Genomic DNA, 16448 nt, shown 5'->3' on the forward strand with positions numbered 1-16448 from the left:
GTGATGAACTGTTCTGCAAAAACCGTGGCGGGCATCTGCGCTGCGCTTCTTACTCTTTATGCCGCAAACCTGTTCTGTGTTCATGCGGTACTCAGCGGCTACGCCTCAAAAAGGCTTGAGAGTGAAGCTGCGTCTGCCGCGGCAGCAGCAGCGGAGAGGGTTTCCTATGTTCTCGGAAACATCCGCGCCGAATCCCTTTTTCTCATAACAAACCTCTCCGGCTACAGCGAACAGTCACGCTCATCCGTCCTTTCCTCATTAATTCAGGCAAAACCGGAAATAACAGAGGTCATCGCAACCGATTCCAGAGGCTACACATGGTTTACGGCAGGGCGTACGGGGACTCCGCCTATCGGGGCTGACTATTCAGCGGAAGAATCTGTCTCATCCCCCTTAAACTCAGGAAGCACCTACATAGGCACGATAAAGACCGATGCATCCGCCGGCGAACCCTACATAGAGATTTCAGCACCCCTGCTGAGCCCTGAAAACGGCACAGTAAGCGGTGCAGTAAGGATCAAAGCCTCACTGGGAATGCTGAAGGAAACTGCGGCTGCGGCGACCCCTGCCGGGATGAAAGCTGCCGTACTCATAGGGAAAGACGGCGGCATGATAGCCGGAGACATAAGCCCTTCGGAAAAAACAATGCTCACAGCGGCCGCAAAGCAGACTGACCAAGCCGGGGCTGCCGTACCTTCGGAACAGTACATATTAGCGTACAAGTCATTCAGCCTTAACGGCAATGACCTCACCGCGGCAGTCTATATGCCCGCCAAAACCGCAGCCGCAACAATTTCCGCTTATTTCAGAAGCTACGCAGCGGCATCTTTTGCCGTTTTTCTGCTTGCTGTCCCCTTTGTAATCTTCATAGTGCGCAGGTACAGATCCCCATATGAAAAATGCGGCGAGCGGATGCTGAAAGCGGAAAAAGCTCTGGAACCGGCACAGGCGGAAGCGCTCAGAGATAAAACCGGAGCGGAATATACCTCATGCTTTCTGGACGCATGCGAGAATACCATTAATTCGCTGAGAAAAGCCGCTGAGGAATCAGGCAGAAATGTTGCAGAGGTTGTGGAGAGACGCACCGAACACCTGAAAAATGAAATTAACGAACTCCAGCGCAAGCTGAAAGAGGAATATACAAAAAATACCAAGAAAGACCAGATGATGATCCGCCAGAGCCGCCTTGCCGCAATGGGGGAGATGATCTCAAACATTGCCCACCAGTGGCGGCAGCCTCTTAACGCTCTGGCGCTGACCATACAGGATATAGAAGACTCATACCGCCATAATGAGATTAATGACGATTACATCAGGGAGACTGTGGAAAAATCCATGGAGCTGATACTGCATATGTCTGTCACTATTGATGACTTCCGCAACTTCTACAAAACCAATAAGGACATAGTGGAGTTCAGCCTGAAACGCTCCATAGATGAGGCCATGAAAATAATCAGCGCCAGCCTGAAAAACTCCAGCATAGATATTGAGACGGATTTCAGGCAGGATGTCATTGTGCGCGGCTACCCGAATGAGTTTTCACAGGTTATCCTCAACATACTCAGCAACTCAAAAGACGCCCTCATAGACAACAGACAGACGGACAGGCGGATCAGTATCGGCATAGAATCTCCGGGAGAAGGCAGAGGGCGCATTGTGATTATAGATAACGGCGGCGGAATCCCCGCTAATGTAATTGACAGCGTGTTCGATCCATACTTCACCACAAAGGAACAGGGCAGAGGAACAGGCATAGGCCTCTATATGTCCAAAACCATCATCGAAAGCAACATGGGCGGCAAAATTGACATTGCAAATATCGGGGACGGCACACGGGTGACAATAGAACTGTGACAATCCCCGGACAACACCAATCAGCACGGCGATGTTCCGTTCACGGAGCAATAGCAATTATTCCCCAAAACTTTGCATTGACTATATATGCCCGCTAATCTAAAAATTAAGTATGTCATATCTTGCATTAGCCAGAAAACTCAGACCCCAGAATTTTGATGAAATAGTGGCGCAGGAATTTGTAGTCACTACTCTGAAAAATGCCATTGAACTGGACAGGCTTGTACATGCCTACCTCTTCACCGGCCCCAGAGGTGTCGGCAAAACCAGCACGGCGAGGATCTTCGCAAAGGCGCTCAACTGCCTTGACCCTCAGGGTGTAAACCCCTGCAATAAATGCGAAAACTGCCGTGAAATAACCGACGGCACATCCATGGACGTAATAGAGATAGACGGCGCCTCCAACAGAGGCATAGACGAAATACGCGACCTGCGCGAGGCTGTGCGCTTTTTTCCGGTCAAATGCAGAAGAAAAGTCTACATAATAGATGAAGTGCACATGCTCACCGAGCAGGCGTTCAACGCCCTGCTCAAGACCCTTGAAGAGCCGCCCTCACATGTGGCATTCATCCTCGCCACCACAGACTCGCAGAGGATTCCCGCAACCATCATATCCCGCTGTCAGAAGTATGACTTCCGCAAAATACCCTTTGATCAGATGCACGAATCCCTCACGGAAGTGCTGAACAAAGAGCAGATAGAATACGAAAACGATGCCCTGAGCCTGATCATCCGCAATTCTGACGGCTGCATGCGTGACTCGCTCTCCATGCTTGACCAGATAATAGCCTTCACAGGGGGCAAGGTTGATGAGGCGAACACCGCCTTTCTCCTCGGCTTTTCAGACACCAACCTCATAGAAGACCTGCTCAAAACAATTCTGGAAGAGAATACGGCAGAGATTCCCGCCATAGTTGAAGAGATATGCGCCAAGGGGATAAGCCTTCGTTTCGCCGCCGAATCCCTCATTGAACACACGCGCAACCTCCTTTTTTACATAGCCACAGGCGGCAAAAACACAAGGGAGCTCACCAGCCACGAAGAGGAGCTTTACCGCAGCCTCTCCGCCAAAGTCACCGAACACAGGCTCTTCGCACTGTTTCAGGTTTTCCAGAAGCTCCTGAATGACCTTAAATTTTTCAGCTTCGAGCAGTATGTGTTCGAATTTGCCGCTTACAAGGCCGCATCCCTTTCATCCGTAATCCCGGTTTCGGGAACGGCCGCAGCCCAGCCTCAGGCATCAGCCCCGCAGAGGCAGAGAACCGAACCGCCCAAAACACAGGCAGTACCGAAAGATCCGCATCTTCCGCCCCAGAACGAAGCCCCCGCATCCGGGGATGACCCATGGAAAAGCATGGTGCGTCACGCAGCCAAGGAAAACGGCAAGGTTGCCGGCTATCTTGAGAATGTGTTTCTCTCCGGCGTTGCGGGGGATGAACTCCGCATAGGCACAACGGAGGAGAAAAAGTTCTACTTCCAGATGCTTAACCGGCCGGAGCACCTGAAATACCTGTCCGAGATTGCGGGCAGGTTCTTCCCCGGCGTGACTAAGGTAAAACTGGCTCTGGAAAACGAGCCGAAAAAAAAAACTCTGACTGAGACAAAGAAAGAGGCGGAAACCTACCACGACCGCAAGACAAGAAAGGAAGCTGAAGAGAACGAGCTTGTAAAAAAACTCGAAAAAGAATTTAACGCAAAAGTTGTTGATATAGAGGTGGTTAAGTTTGTTTCGGAGGAAGATTCAGAGCCCGAAAACGACTCAGACTAGAACTTTTTTTATTTTATTGTTTCAATTTGAACCGAAATGATCTAAAACGTCATCCTTTCGATAGACAGGTAAAATGGATACTGCGAAACTGAGAGGCACTCTCTCTAAATTCAGCCTGAGAAAATACCTTGACGGGCACGAAGATCTCTACATGCTTCTGACCGCAGTGGTTATAGGTCTGCTCGCTGGCGGCGGCAATATCATTTTCCGCCATATGATCAGCTTCTTTCAGGGAATTTTCTATGGAGACACCTCAGAATTTGCCCTTGAAACATTCAGAAACGCACCCGTGTGGAAAATAATCCTCATACCCGCTGCGGGCGGACTGATGGTCGGTATAATCTCAATTTCATTCAAATTTGCCAAAGGGCACGGCGTGCCGGATGTTATGCGAGCCATGGCGCTCAACCGCAACATCTCCCCCCTTGTGGCGCTGATAAAGACCGTTTCCTCAGCCATTACCCTCGGCTCCGGCGGCTCTGCCGGGCGTGAGGGTCCCATCGTGCAGATAGGCGCGGCCATAGGTTCCGGCGTGGGTAAGCTGTTCAATTTCTCATCAAACAGGATGCGCACTGTGGCGGCATGCGGCGCTGCGGGCGGTCTGGCTGCTACGTTTAATGCGCCCATCGGCGGCGCTATGTTTGCGGCGGAAGTGCTTCTCGGCGAGTTCGGGCTCAAAACATTCAGCCCGATCATAATCTCATCCGTAATAGCCACTGCAATATCAAGGGCGTATCTCGGCCACGAAGTCACATTTGAAGCGCCCATATACGAACTCGTCAGCATATTCGAGCTTCCCCTCTACGGTGTCCTCGGTCTTGTGTGCGCAGTGGTCGGCGTTGTTTTCATACGCTCCTTCTACTTCATAGAGGGCAAGTTCGAGAACCTCGCTGTCCCTCCATGGACAAAACCTGCAATAGGCGGCCTCATGATGGGCTGTGTGGCTCTTGCCTCTCCGGAGGTTATGGGTGTGGGGTATGACACCATAATGAACGTTCTCCACGGAAGCCAGCTCGGTGCGTTTCTCATAGTTATTGTCGTGCTTAAGATCATAGCCACCTCCTTCACCCTCGGCTCCGGCGGAAGCGGCGGACTGTTTGTTCCTTCCCTTTTCATAGGCGCTGTCACAGGCGGATTCTTCGGCTGGGCGGCTCACATGGTTTTCCCCGCAAGTACAGCGGGCAGCGGCGCATATGCCCTTGTGGCAATGAGTGCCATGCTTTCAGCCACCCTTCGCGCACCTATGACCGCCATACTCATCATCTTTGAAATAACCCAGTCATACACGGTAATCCTCCCCCTGATGATGACGGCTATTATAGCCAACCTCGCAGCGGAAAAGCTTGAGAAGGAATCGATCTTCACATGGGTGCTCACCAAACAGGGAGTGCGCATAAAGAAGGGTGTGGAGGAAAAAATTCTGGAATCGATCCGCGTGCGGGACGTTCTCTTCACCGGGGTCACATCATTCAGGGAGAACACCCCTTTCAGGGATATACTCAGCGGAATACAGTCCGCACCGCATATGCACTTTCCCGTTCTGGACGGCAATAACTGCCTCATCGGCATGATCTCCCTTGTGGATATTAAGGAAGTGCTCTTTGAACAGGGGCTTGAGGATATTGTAGTGGCAGGGGATATATGCACGAGGAAGAACATAATCTACCTTGAGCCGGAAAACACACTGACGGAAGCCATGGAAAAGCTGGGCAAAAAGGATCTGGAAGCGCTCCCCGTTGTGGAAAATACGTCTGACGGACTCAGGTTCATCGGCCTGCTGCGCAGGGGTGATCTTATTATAGCCTACAACAAACGGGTTGCGGGCATCACTGACTAAAAATAAGGGTGCGCCCTGTTAAGACGCACCCTGCTGAAATCATTTTCTCTTGTTTTTCACATACTTCTTGAGCTGTTTCATCTCACCCCTGCCGCCGAACATCCGTTTTATCTTCTCCTGCTCGGTCTGGCGGGAGCTCAGCCCGTCGTAAGCCATCTCCCTGCGGAGCTTGAAATATCCGGCGAGGCGGCCTTCACCCAGCCCGCCTTCCTCTACAGCCGCCCTGACGGCGCATCCGGGTTCTGTCATGTGGGTACAGTCGCGGAAGCGGCAGTTTGCGGCAAGCCGCTCTATGTCCTCAAAAGCCTTTTCCAGATCCGCGGCGTAAAGGTGCAGTTCTCTCATTCCGGGAGTATCTATCACCGTTCCGCCCTCCGGCAGAAGCATCATCTCCCGGCTGGTTGTGGTATGCCTGCCCTTATCATCACCGGAACGGATTTCGTTCACCGCAAGGACATCACGCCCCATAAGCCTGTTAATCAGCGTGGATTTCCCCACACCGGAGGAGCCGATGAAGGCTACTGTCTCCCCTTCCGCTATATATTTTCTCACTGCCTGCCAGCCGTTCTCCTCAAAGGATGAGCAGATGACAATCTCCGCTCCGCCGCTGACGGCTTGTGTTTCATCCAGCTTTTCAACCAGATCCGCACACAGATCCGCCTTGGTGAGGATTATAACGGGCTTTGCCCTGCTCTCCCATGCGGCGGCGAGATACCGCTCAAGCCTGCGCAGATTAAAATCCGCGTTCAGCGCCATGCAGATGAAGACAGTGTCAACATTGGCGGCGACCACCTGCAAGCCTCCGGCGGTTCCGGCTGCCTGCCTCACGAACAGGCTTCTGCGGGCGAGAATACCGTGTATAGCGGCATCTCCTCTGCTTCCTTCCGTTCTGTCAACCATGACCCAGTCGCCCACAGCGGGAAAATCCGCCCCGGTTTCCGCCTCATGGCGCAGTCTGCCTGTCACGGCTGTCTGAATCTCGCCCTTTTCGGTGATTACCTTATATAAATTGTGATGCTGACCGGAAACTCTGGCGATGAACATTCCTTCATATTCAGCCGCTTCACCGGTCAGTTCTTCATTAAGTCCGTATTTTTTTAAATCTATGCTGCTCATTTCATCCTCCGAAATATTAAAACCCGTCATCCGGAGGGTGTCAGGAGATGCCTCTCTCCGCGCCCTCCTCAGGCTGCGGCAATTCCTGTGTATTCTTTCTGCATCATAAAAAAGCCTCCTTAAGCTGTATTCATATCTGTTTATAGCATATCCGCAAAAAAAGGGTTCTTTTAATCGCCCGTTTTCCCTATAATTAACCCAATTAATTAAAAGGTGTCCGAATTATAATGATCAATTACAAAAACGAACTGAACAAAGGCCAGTACGAAGCCGTGGTGCGCACTGATACCCCGCTTCTTGTCCTCGCCGGAGCGGGAACGGGAAAAACAAGGGTTATCACCTACCGCATAGCTTACCTTATAAATGAAATTGGCGTTGAGCCTGAGCGCATCCTCGCCGTGACCTTCACCAACAAGGCGGCGGAAGAAATGAAGCACCGTCTGCGCGGGCTTGTCGGCACTGCCGCTGCCTCGGTCTGGATGGGCACTTTCCACAGCATATCACTGCGCATTCTCCGCAGGGACGGCTCCGCAGTCGGGCTTAAACCCGGCTTCGGCGTAATAGATCAGGACGACCGCATGGCTCTTTTCCGTGAGGTCATCAAGACACTGAAAATTGACCATAAGAAATACCCGCCCAAACAGTATATGAACAAGATAAGCTGGTTTAAGAACACCCCTCAGTATGTTGAAGGGCAGATTCCCGATGCGGGAGCCTTCCACAGGGTGGACGAGGTGTTCAGGGAATATCAGAGACGCCTTGAGGAACAGTTTCTCATTGACTTCGATGATATGCTCAGCCTCACCATCCGCATGTTTGAGGTTTCCGAAGAGGTAAGGCAGTATTACTCCTCCATGTTTGAGCATATCCTTGTGGACGAGTATCAGGATACCAATGCGATTCAGTTCATGTTCCTGCGCCTTCTTGCCGGAAAAACGGGCAAAATCTGCGTTGTGGGCGATGACGACCAATCGATATACGGCTGGCGTGGGGCGGACATCCGCAATATCCTCGAATTTGACAGGCATTTCTCCGATGTGGAAATAGTGAAGCTTACGGAAAACTACCGCAGCACGGCAGATATTATCGCACGGGCAAATACCCTGATTAAAAACAATGCTATGCGCAGGGGCAAGGAACTCACCGCTCACCTTGAAACAGAAGGGGCGCTTGAGCACCACTCACTCCTGAATGAAACCACAGAAGCTGATTTTGTGACGAAAATGATCGTGAAATACGCCGGAGAAGGCATAAATTACGGTGATATGGCAGTTCTCTACCGCACCAACGCACAGTCACGAAACTTTGAGGTAAACCTCAACAAGGCGGGCATACCATACAAAGTGGTCGGCGGCACAGCCTTCTACCAGAGGCGTGAGATCAAGGATCTGCTGAGCTATCTGCGCTTCTTTGACAACAGCTTCGACAGCGTGTCTTTCTCCCGAAGCCTCACCACCCCCTCAAGGGGCATAGGCACAACATCCATAGACAAAATAAAGGACTTTGCCTCCAAAAACGCAGTCAGCCTCACCGAGGCGGTGAAGCAGATGTTCTCCTCTTTCGGCAGAAGCCAGCAGGAGGCCTTCCGCCAGTATATCGGCATACTTGACCACCTTGCATCCCTCACAAAGGTCAGCGACATGGTTAACGCAGTCATAGAACGCACAGGCTATAAGGACTATGTTCTCGCAAACGAGAGCGAAGAGGAAGCGAAAAAGCGCATAGAAAACATATTCGAGCTTTACAACGCCGCAGTGGCATTCGAGGAAACTTCACCCGAAGGCACACTCACCGACTTCCTCGCCAGCACATCCCTCAGCACCTCCACGGACGAAGCCGCCGGGGACAGGGTAAGTCTCATGACAATCCACTCCGCAAAGGGGCTTGAGTTTGACACTGTTTTCCTCACAGGGCTTGAAAACGGCCTCTTCCCCCTTTACGGCAGCATTGATGAGCCCGAACTCCTTGAGGAGGAGCGCAGGCTCTGCTATGTGGGCATAACAAGGGCAAAGCGCAACCTGTATGTCACCTGCGCTGAATCACGGATTATGTACGGAAACAGAACCGTGAGCGCCCGCTCGTACTTTCTGGAGGAGATGGGGTTCGCCAAAGCGAAAGCGGCCTTTGCACCCTCAAGCCGTCAGTTCGACCGCTTTCAGCCTCAGGTGAGAAAACCGGCGCAGACAGCAGGCAGCAGCGCCTCAAGCCAGACAAAGGCAGGGAAAAAGGTGCGCCATGAAAAATTCGGCGAAGGGATAGTTATAAGCACCAGCGGGGAAGGAGCAGCGGAAAAGGCCGAGGTGTTTTTCAAAAACGCCGGAGGGCTGAAAAAAATAGTCACCGCCTTCCTCACCTTCACTGATGAATGAAAAACTTGAAAATACTGTGCATGTAGGGATATAATGTTATTTTTGCCCCGCATGAAACTTCGGTTTCAGGGGGTTCGGGGGATTTTACGTAAGGAGTTCCCCTGAAAACATGGCAGAAACAGAAAATCAAATATTACAAGGGGTTATACAGATGTCCATAACCGATAAAGACGTAAGGCACATAGCCAAGCTTGCCCGTCTGAAAGTTGATGACGCGGAAGTTGAGAAGCTCGCAGATGAACTGGGTTCCATTCTCGGCTACATAAAAAAGCTTGAGGAGCTTGACGTGGCGGGTGTTGAGCCCACATCTCACGTCCTTGATCTTTACAGCGTAACGAGAGCGGACGAAGCCAGACCCTCCCTCGGCACGGAAAGAGCCCTCGCAAACGCTCCCGAAGCCGAACACGGCCATTTCAAGGTTCCGAGAGTGATAGAATGACCGGGGCTGCTGACGCAGGTAAAAAACCCGGTTTCTTTGAAAGGAGTCTGAGAAAACAAGACCTTACTTTTAACATGGTGATAGAATGAGTATTTTAAGCATGACTCTCAAAGAAATGAGCACGGCTCTGAAAGATAAAAAACTTTCCTCGAAAGAGCTGGTTTCATTTTATTCAGACAGGATACAGAAGTATGACGGAGATCTTCAGGCTTTTCTGCATATCAACGAAAATGCCCTGAAACAGGCGGAAGAGATTGATGCGAGAAGAGCGAAGGGCGAAAATCTCCCGGCTCTGGCGGGTATTCCCATAGCACTTAAAGATCTCATAGTGACTGATGACATGCCCACCACCTGCTCATCCCGCATACTGAAAAATTTCCGTGCGCCTTATAACGCCACAGTAACGGAACTGCTCAGAAAAGAGGGGATGGTTGTCCTCGGCAAGCTCAGCATGGACGAGTTTGCTATGGGTTCCTCCAACGAAACCTCTTACTATAAACAGACACGCAACCCGTGGGATCTCTCCCGTGTTCCCGGCGGCTCAAGCGGCGGTTCTGCGGCCTCTGTTGCTGCGGGGCTCACCCCTGTTTCCCTCGGAAGCGATACGGGCGGCTCCATACGCCAGCCCGCCTCCCTCTGCGGAATAGTAGGCCTCAAACCCACATACGGCACAGTTTCCCGTTTCGGGCTCATCGCCTTCGCCTCCAGCCTTGACCAGATAGGCACATTCTCCCGCTCAGCGGAAGACGGCGCAATGGTGCTTTCCGCAATCGCAGGGCATGACCCTAAGGACTCCACATCCGCTCCTGTTGCGAAGAAAGACTACACCCTTGATCTCACAGGCTATGTGAAAGGGCTTAAGATAGGCATACCCACGGAGTTTTTCGCAGAAGGGCTCGACCCCGTGGTGAAAGCCAGAGTGGAAGCGGGAATAGCCAAGCTCAGGGAACTGGGCTGCGAACCTGTGGAAATAAGCATGCCCCATACAGATTACGCCGTATCTGTTTACTACATAATCGCCACAGCGGAAGCCTCAAGCAACCTTGCCCGCTTTGACGGCGTGAAATACGGCTACAGAGCCGAGAGCGAAAACCTGTACGACATGTACACAGCGACCCGCTCAGAAGGCTTCGGGGCGGAGGTCAAACGCAGGATAATGCTCGGAACATACGTGCTCAGCGCAGGCTATTATGATGCATACTACATAAAAGCACAAAAGGTGCGTACGCTGATTAAGCAGGACTTTGAAAAGGCATTCGAGAAAGTGGACGCCATCATCTGCCCCACCTCCCCCTCGACCGCTTTTAAATTCGGCGAGAAGTCATCCAACCCCCTTGAGATGTACCTGAGCGATATATACACCATCTCCCTGAACCTCTACGGCGGCTGCGGACTCTCTGTCCCATGCGGATTTGACGGCAAGGGGCTCCCCGTGGGGATGCAGATCCTCGGCAAGTATTTCGAGGAAGGAAAAATAATGAACATAGCCCACGCCTTTCAGCAGGCCTCAGGCGTATCAACTGACGTACCCGAAGGATTTAAGGAATAGATCATGAAATACGAAGCTGTCATAGGGCTTGAGGTACACGCTCAGCTCTCAACAAAATCAAAAATATTCTGCTCCTGCTCCACCGCCTTCGGAGCGGAAGCAAACTCGCAGGTATGCCCCATATGCCTCGGTATGCCCGGCACACTCCCCGTGCTGAACGAAAAGGTTGTGGAATATACTGTCAAGGCGGGGCTCGCCGTGGGATGCCGCATTGCGGAGAAAAGCATTTTCGCCCGCAAGAACTACTTCTACCCCGACCTGCCGAAAAACTATCAGATCTCACAGTATGAGCTGCCCACATGCATCGGCGGCGAAGTGCACATAGAGCTTGAGGACGGAAGCAAAAAGGTAATCAGCCTCACCCGAATCCACATAGAAGAGGATGCGGGCAAATCCATCCACGGTGAAAACCTCGGTTCCGCAGGAAACAGCTTCATAGACCTCAACCGCACGGGAACACCCCTTATGGAGATAGTCTCCGAGCCGGACATGAGAACCGGCGAAGAAGCCAGAGCCTACCTCACAAAGCTCAAATCCATACTGAAATATCTGGATATTGCAGACTGCAACATGGAGGAGGGTTCACTCCGCTGTGACGCAAACGTCTCCATACGTCCTGTCGGTCAGCAGGAACTCGGAACCAAGGCAGAGATCAAGAACATGAACTCCTTCCGCAACGTGCAGAAGGCGATAGAATACGAAATACGCCGTCAGGAAAAGGTTCTGAACGAGGGCGGACGCATTGTACAGGAAACAAGGCTCTGGGATGCGGCAAAAGGGATCACCGTCTCCATGCGCAGCAAGGAGGAGGCGAACGACTACCGCTACTTCCCCGACCCTGACCTTGTGCCCATTGTCCTCAATGCGGACTATGTGGAAGCCGTGCGCGCCACGCTCCCCGAACTGCCCGATGCGAAGATGGCACGCTTCATGAGCGAATACGCACTGCCTGAGCACGATGCCATAGCCCTCACAGCGGAAAAGGCATACGCGGACTACTTTGAGGAAGCACTCAAAGGCTTCAATAACCCGAAAATGATCGCAAACTGGATCCTCTCAGAAGTGCTCAGCACACTGAACGAAAAACAATGCGGCATATCAGATGCGGGCATATCCCCATCCCAGCTTGCGGAACTGGTAAGCCTGATAGACAGCGGCAAAATCAGCGGCAAAATAGCCAAAGACGTTTACAAAGCCGTTATAGACTCAGGCAAAAACCCCGCCAAAATTGTTGAGGAACAGGGGCTGGTGCAGAACTCCGACTCCGGCGAGCTTGAGGCGATCGTGCAACAGGTCATAGACTCAAGCCCCGCAGAAGCCGAAAGATATAAAAACGGCGAAAAACGCCTACAGGGGTTCTTCGTCGGACAGGTTATGAAACTCTCAAAAGGGAAAGCAAACCCGCAGATGGTAAACGATATTATCGCTAAACTTCTGGGATAACCCAGTTATTCCCTAAACTGAAAGCACCCTTTCTTTAAAGAAAAAGAAAGGGTACTCTCAGACTCTCTCCCCAAGAAACTTGTTCCTGCGTAAGCAGTTCCGTTTTTTGGGAAGAGTTTGAGAAACACTTTTTTCCGTAAAAAAGGGGTTTCTCATAATAAAAACCTTACAGGAACTCTCTATAAATAAAACCACACAGGTGATTTTATGCTGGAAAAGATTGATCACATCGGAATAGCGGTCAGGAATCTGGACGAGGCGCTGAAATTTTACGGTGTCATGGGTGCGGGTGCTGATCATTTTGAGGAAGTCCCCACTCAGAAGGTGCGTGTGGCGTTCATCAATGTCGGCGGCGTGAACATTGAGCTTCTGGAGCCCACGAGTGAGGAGAGCCCCATCGCCAAGTATCTTGAAAAGAAGGGCGAGGGCATCCACCACATAGCCTACAGGGTTCCCTGTGTAAAAACCGCTCTGGACAAGCTCAGGTCTGAGGGGATAAAGCTCATTGACGAGGAGCCCAAACCCGGCGCTCACGGAATGCAGATAGCCTTTGTTCACCCTAAAAGCGTGAACGGTGTCCTGACGGAGCTTTCGCAGGAAGGTGCTCATTAAGCTATGCTGTACTACATTCTGGCGGTCATAGCCGGGCTGATTCCGTCTCTTTTTCTGCCTGAGGGTTACCACGGGCGTGTGCGGAGGCATCTTTTCACATTCAGCCTTGTGGGATTACTGTTTTTTATGGGCGTAAACCTCGGCAAAGACCCGCATATACTTGAAAAATTAGCTGATTTCGGACTTACGTCCTTTATCATATCCGTATTTGTCATAGTTTTCAGCGTGGCGTTTGTCCTGCTGTTTGTTCGTTTATTCGGTAAAAAAGAATGCTGATAGTGCTTGTTGCTTCTGTTTTTGCAGGGGCTTTTCTTTCTTTCAACGGTCTTCTCCCTGAGGTGCTTGTCAATAACAACGGCATGCTGGTGGAGGCGATGCTTTATCTCATGCTGTTTCTCATAGGCTTTGATCTGGGCACTTCCAGAGCCGGGCTTAAGGCCACCCTCAAGCCGGACAGATACCTTATCATTGTCCCTGCGGGGACAATAGCCGGAACCATATTCGGCGGTTTCCTCTGTTCGTTCGTGATTAAGCTCTCCGCTATGGACGCTATGGCGGTAGCTTCGGGCTTCGGGTGGTATTCGTTTTCGGCGGTTATACTGGCCAAGGTGAAAAGTGCGGAACTAGGCGCTATCGCCTTCCTTTCAAATGTTATCAGAGAGAGCCTGACCCTTGTCTGTGTGCCTTTCATAGCGAAATACTTCGGTCAGTATGCGGCAATTGCTCCGGGCGGGGCTACCACCATGGATGTTACTCTGCCGGTGATAGAGAAGTTCGCGGGAAGACGCGCGGCACTCATCGGCTTTGTACAGGGGGTTGTGCTGACCACCCTGACACCATTTATCATCCAGCTTTTTATCTGACCGCAGCCTTTTACGCATAAATGTAATTATTCACATACGTTCTATCAACACCTCTGTTAGAATTATTTATAAATTTAATAGAGGTGTGTGATGCGGTATTTCAGAATTTTATTAATAGTGCTCTCAGTATCAGTGCTTTCTGCATGCAACAGCGGAAGCAGTTCATCGGAAACCGGCGGCACGGGCAGCACCGGTTACTCCCCTGCGGACATGGCGGGAGTCTGGAACGTAAGCGGCTTCGGAAGCGACCCGGACATCTTCATTGACAGAGGTGAACTCACTTACAGTTCAAACGGAAATGTCAGCAGCACTCTCAGCAGCAGACAGGCGGGAACCAGCTACACGGTGGAGGTTATCAATGACGGTTCCAGAGTCGATATGATTATCTCACCGGAAATGACAATACCGGGAACCGGCGGCGCATCGGATGATAACCTGTATTACGGCTTCCTTGACCACGGCAAAACGATCATTCCCTATTTCAATGAGTACGAATACAGAAAATACTTTCTGGGTCTTGAACTGAAAAGAGGTTCAGCATATAACATCAGTGATTTACAGGGTGAATGGGAGTTTGTAGCCATTTCATATTCCGGTATTCAATGGTTTGCGAAGGGAGCAGTAACGGCGGGTGCGGACGGAACATTCACAGGCTCGCTCACGAACAATTCCGAAGTGACATCAGCTTTCAGCGGAACCTTCGGTATTGACAGCACCGGTCTTGTCACAATGGAGGAGACCTACGGGCTGATCGGCTGGATGGATGCAGGGAAAACTGTCTTTACGCTGAGCTATTATGATGAGGATTCCCCTCAGCTTCAGCGTTACTATGTGTTCGCGAAAAAGCCATCTTCTGTTTCCCCTGCGGATTTTCAGACCACATGGTCATCCCTGTCGATGAACTTCATCACAATGTACAGAGGCTGGTCATCGGTTTCATACGGCATTGAACCGGACGATGACTGCATTGTAGATTCTGACAAAACATTTCAGGCCTGTGTGAGAGATGACGGCGGACAGATTCTTGAACTGCGTGTGCGCAATGTGAAAAACCGGAGCATGTTTCAGTGATTAAAAAAGGCTGATACGGCAGAAACCGTATCAGCCGTCTGTTTAGTTTCTTGAAACCAGAAGAGAGACTGCCCCGTCAGAGCTGTTTATCATAAGGTTAGCCTTAGGCGTTACATCAGCAAGCTGAACAGCATTGCTTGAATCGTTCACAAGAGACATAGTTACCGGAGCAGCAACCACATCTATTATGCCGAATCCGCTTATCTGCCCTGTGCTCAGAAGGCCGGCAGACGCGATGTTATCCCCTTGTGAGGAGATGAGCGCGAAGCTTACATCAGCCGTTGCAGTGTTGATAGGCCCGATAAGCCCGTCCGTTGAAACATTCCAGTTAACAATGTATCTGCCCGTTACATTAAAAGTCACTATGCCTGTAATACTGTTGTAACTGACGTTCCCTGCGGAATAAAGAACACTGTTGAAAACAACATTACTGCTGATTGCCACACTCACATCAGCCGAGTAAACCGGAGCTGCAAGAACATACGTCGCTCCGTCAGAACCTGCTGTTCCCTGTACACCCTGAGGGCCTGCCGGGCCTGTTGGGCCAGGTTCACCCTGTTCTCCCTGCGGTCCCGCCGGACCTACTGGACCCTGAATACCTGCTGCTCCCGGTGCTCCTGCTTCACCCTGTTCTCCGACAACACCCTGTACACCGTCACTTCCGTCATCCCCGCTGCATCCGTAAACAAACAGACTCACAGCAATCAACAAGCATAAAAGCAGTTTTCTCATCTGACACCTCGCAATAGATTGAATATGACTGACCTTTATTATCTTAACACATTTCAAACTGTTTTTTATATTTAACAGAAAGATAATATTTTTTCCCTAATATTCGGTCATTGGTGAGTGGTTTTAAGAATACCTAGAGATTGCTTCACCCTTTCAGGGATTCGCAATGACATAAACGCTCCCAAGAAAGGGAGCGCGCCGTACGGTAGGAATTCAGGCACATGGACGTGCCCGTGGAGTGCGTACCGGGGAGCATGCAACTCCATGGTCGGAGTTGCGCCGTGCGTAGCGAAGCCGCATTCATTGCGGCGCGAGCGAGTGAAGAAACGGACAGGATGTACTGTTTCTGAATTATCATCAGCAAAGACGAAACGTAAGCGTAACCGGAGCAAAACATTCCCTAGGAAGGGAGTTGCGCCGTGCGTAGCGAAGCCGCATTTATGCGGCGCGAGCGTGTATGTCAAATTTCCATGGATGGAAAATTTGACATTATAAAATAAGAAAGGCGGCGCATTCAAATGCGCCGCCTTAAGTATAAAGACCGTTATACAACGGAAACTTTAATAGTACTTGTACTTTTCTTGAAGCTTTCTCTGAAGCTTCTGCTGCTTCCTTCTGGCTTTGAGAAGTTTCTTCCTGCGGACTTCCGTAGGTTTCTCATAGTAGGTGTGTTTTTTGATCTCTCTGATAAGACCTTCACGCTCTACTTTCTTCTTCAGAAGTTTGAGTGCGTAATCAACGTTATCGCCCTCAACCCTAACTGCTGCGTTAGTAGCCAAAGTAATCACATCCTTT

The 16448-nt window shown here is 50.9% G+C and carries 14 protein-coding genes; 11 read left to right on the forward strand and 3 right to left on the reverse strand.

What is annotated here, in order from left to right; all coding sequences use genetic code 11:
* Positions 1-3: 3 nt before the first annotated feature.
* The 3 genes from OSQ85_RS00740 to OSQ85_RS00750 all read left to right on the forward strand — a co-directional run bounded on the left by OSQ85_RS00740 (position 4) and on the right by OSQ85_RS00750 (position 5459).
* The gene (locus tag OSQ85_RS00740; protein WP_265820722.1) at positions 4-1854 is read left to right on the forward strand and encodes a sensor histidine kinase; all 1851 of its coding nucleotides are present in this window, start codon (positions 4-6) and stop codon (positions 1852-1854) included.
* 112 nt (positions 1855-1966) lie between these two features.
* A complete protein-coding gene (gene dnaX / locus OSQ85_RS00745; RefSeq protein WP_265820723.1) occupies positions 1967-3622 on the forward strand; it encodes a DNA polymerase III subunit gamma/tau in 1656 nt (551 codons plus the stop codon).
* 73 nt (positions 3623-3695) lie between these two features.
* On the forward strand, positions 3696-5459 hold the full coding sequence (locus OSQ85_RS00750; protein ID WP_265820724.1) for a chloride channel protein: 1764 nt from the start codon (positions 3696-3698) through the stop codon (positions 5457-5459).
* Between the two features lie 39 nt (positions 5460-5498).
* Here the strand turns inward: OSQ85_RS00750 and rsgA are convergent, their stop codons facing one another.
* Positions 5499-6575 (reverse strand): ribosome small subunit-dependent GTPase A, encoded by a 1077-nt coding sequence (rsgA, locus tag OSQ85_RS00755; protein WP_265820725.1) that lies wholly within the window; start codon positions 6573-6575, stop codon positions 5499-5501.
* Between the two features lie 227 nt (positions 6576-6802).
* Between rsgA and OSQ85_RS00760 the strand changes: the two genes are divergently transcribed.
* From OSQ85_RS00760 to OSQ85_RS00795, 8 genes are all read left to right on the forward strand, one after another.
* A complete protein-coding gene (locus tag OSQ85_RS00760; RefSeq protein ID WP_265820726.1) occupies positions 6803-8944 on the forward strand; it encodes an ATP-dependent helicase in 2142 nt (713 codons plus the stop codon).
* A gap of 151 nt (positions 8945-9095) precedes the next feature.
* Positions 9096-9383: an Asp-tRNA(Asn)/Glu-tRNA(Gln) amidotransferase subunit GatC gene (gene gatC, locus OSQ85_RS00765; RefSeq protein ID WP_265820727.1), complete on the forward strand. Its 288-nt coding sequence runs from the start codon at positions 9096-9098 to the stop codon at positions 9381-9383.
* 85 nt (positions 9384-9468) lie between these two features.
* Positions 9469-10932: an Asp-tRNA(Asn)/Glu-tRNA(Gln) amidotransferase subunit GatA gene (gatA, locus tag OSQ85_RS00770; RefSeq protein WP_265820728.1), complete on the forward strand. Its 1464-nt coding sequence runs from the start codon at positions 9469-9471 to the stop codon at positions 10930-10932.
* A 3-nt stretch (positions 10933-10935) separates the two neighbouring features.
* Positions 10936-12375, forward strand: coding sequence for an Asp-tRNA(Asn)/Glu-tRNA(Gln) amidotransferase subunit GatB (gatB, locus tag OSQ85_RS00775; RefSeq protein WP_265820729.1), 1440 nt, complete (start codon positions 10936-10938; stop codon positions 12373-12375).
* 207 nt (positions 12376-12582) lie between these two features.
* Entirely contained in the window at positions 12583-12987 is a 405-nt protein-coding gene (mce, locus tag OSQ85_RS00780) for a methylmalonyl-CoA epimerase (protein WP_265820730.1), read from the forward strand.
* A 3-nt stretch (positions 12988-12990) separates the two neighbouring features.
* Complete coding sequence (locus tag OSQ85_RS00785) at positions 12991-13263, forward strand: LysO family transporter (RefSeq protein WP_265820731.1); 273 nt, start codon at positions 12991-12993, stop codon at positions 13261-13263.
* A complete protein-coding gene (locus tag OSQ85_RS00790) occupies positions 13257-13850 on the forward strand; it encodes a lysine exporter LysO family protein (protein WP_265820732.1) in 594 nt (197 codons plus the stop codon). Before OSQ85_RS00785 ends, OSQ85_RS00790 begins: the two co-directional genes overlap by 7 nt.
* Positions 13851-13940: 90 nt before the next feature.
* Positions 13941-14921, forward strand: coding sequence for a hypothetical protein (locus OSQ85_RS00795; RefSeq protein ID WP_265820733.1), 981 nt, complete (start codon positions 13941-13943; stop codon positions 14919-14921).
* Between the two features lie 42 nt (positions 14922-14963).
* Here OSQ85_RS00795 and OSQ85_RS00800 read toward each other — a convergent pair whose 3' ends face one another.
* Together OSQ85_RS00800 and rpsU are read right to left on the reverse strand one after the other, a co-directional pair.
* Positions 14964-15653 (reverse strand): hypothetical protein, encoded by a 690-nt coding sequence (locus OSQ85_RS00800; RefSeq protein WP_265820735.1) that lies wholly within the window; start codon positions 15651-15653, stop codon positions 14964-14966.
* 560 nt (positions 15654-16213) lie between these two features.
* Positions 16214-16441 (reverse strand): 30S ribosomal protein S21, encoded by a 228-nt coding sequence (gene rpsU, locus OSQ85_RS00805; RefSeq protein WP_265820736.1) that lies wholly within the window; start codon positions 16439-16441, stop codon positions 16214-16216.
* Positions 16442-16448 lie beyond the last annotated feature (7 nt).

It is taken from the genome of Geovibrio ferrireducens (assembly GCF_026226615.1).
Lineage (GTDB): Bacteria > Chrysiogenota > Deferribacteres > Deferribacterales > Geovibrionaceae > Geovibrio > Geovibrio ferrireducens.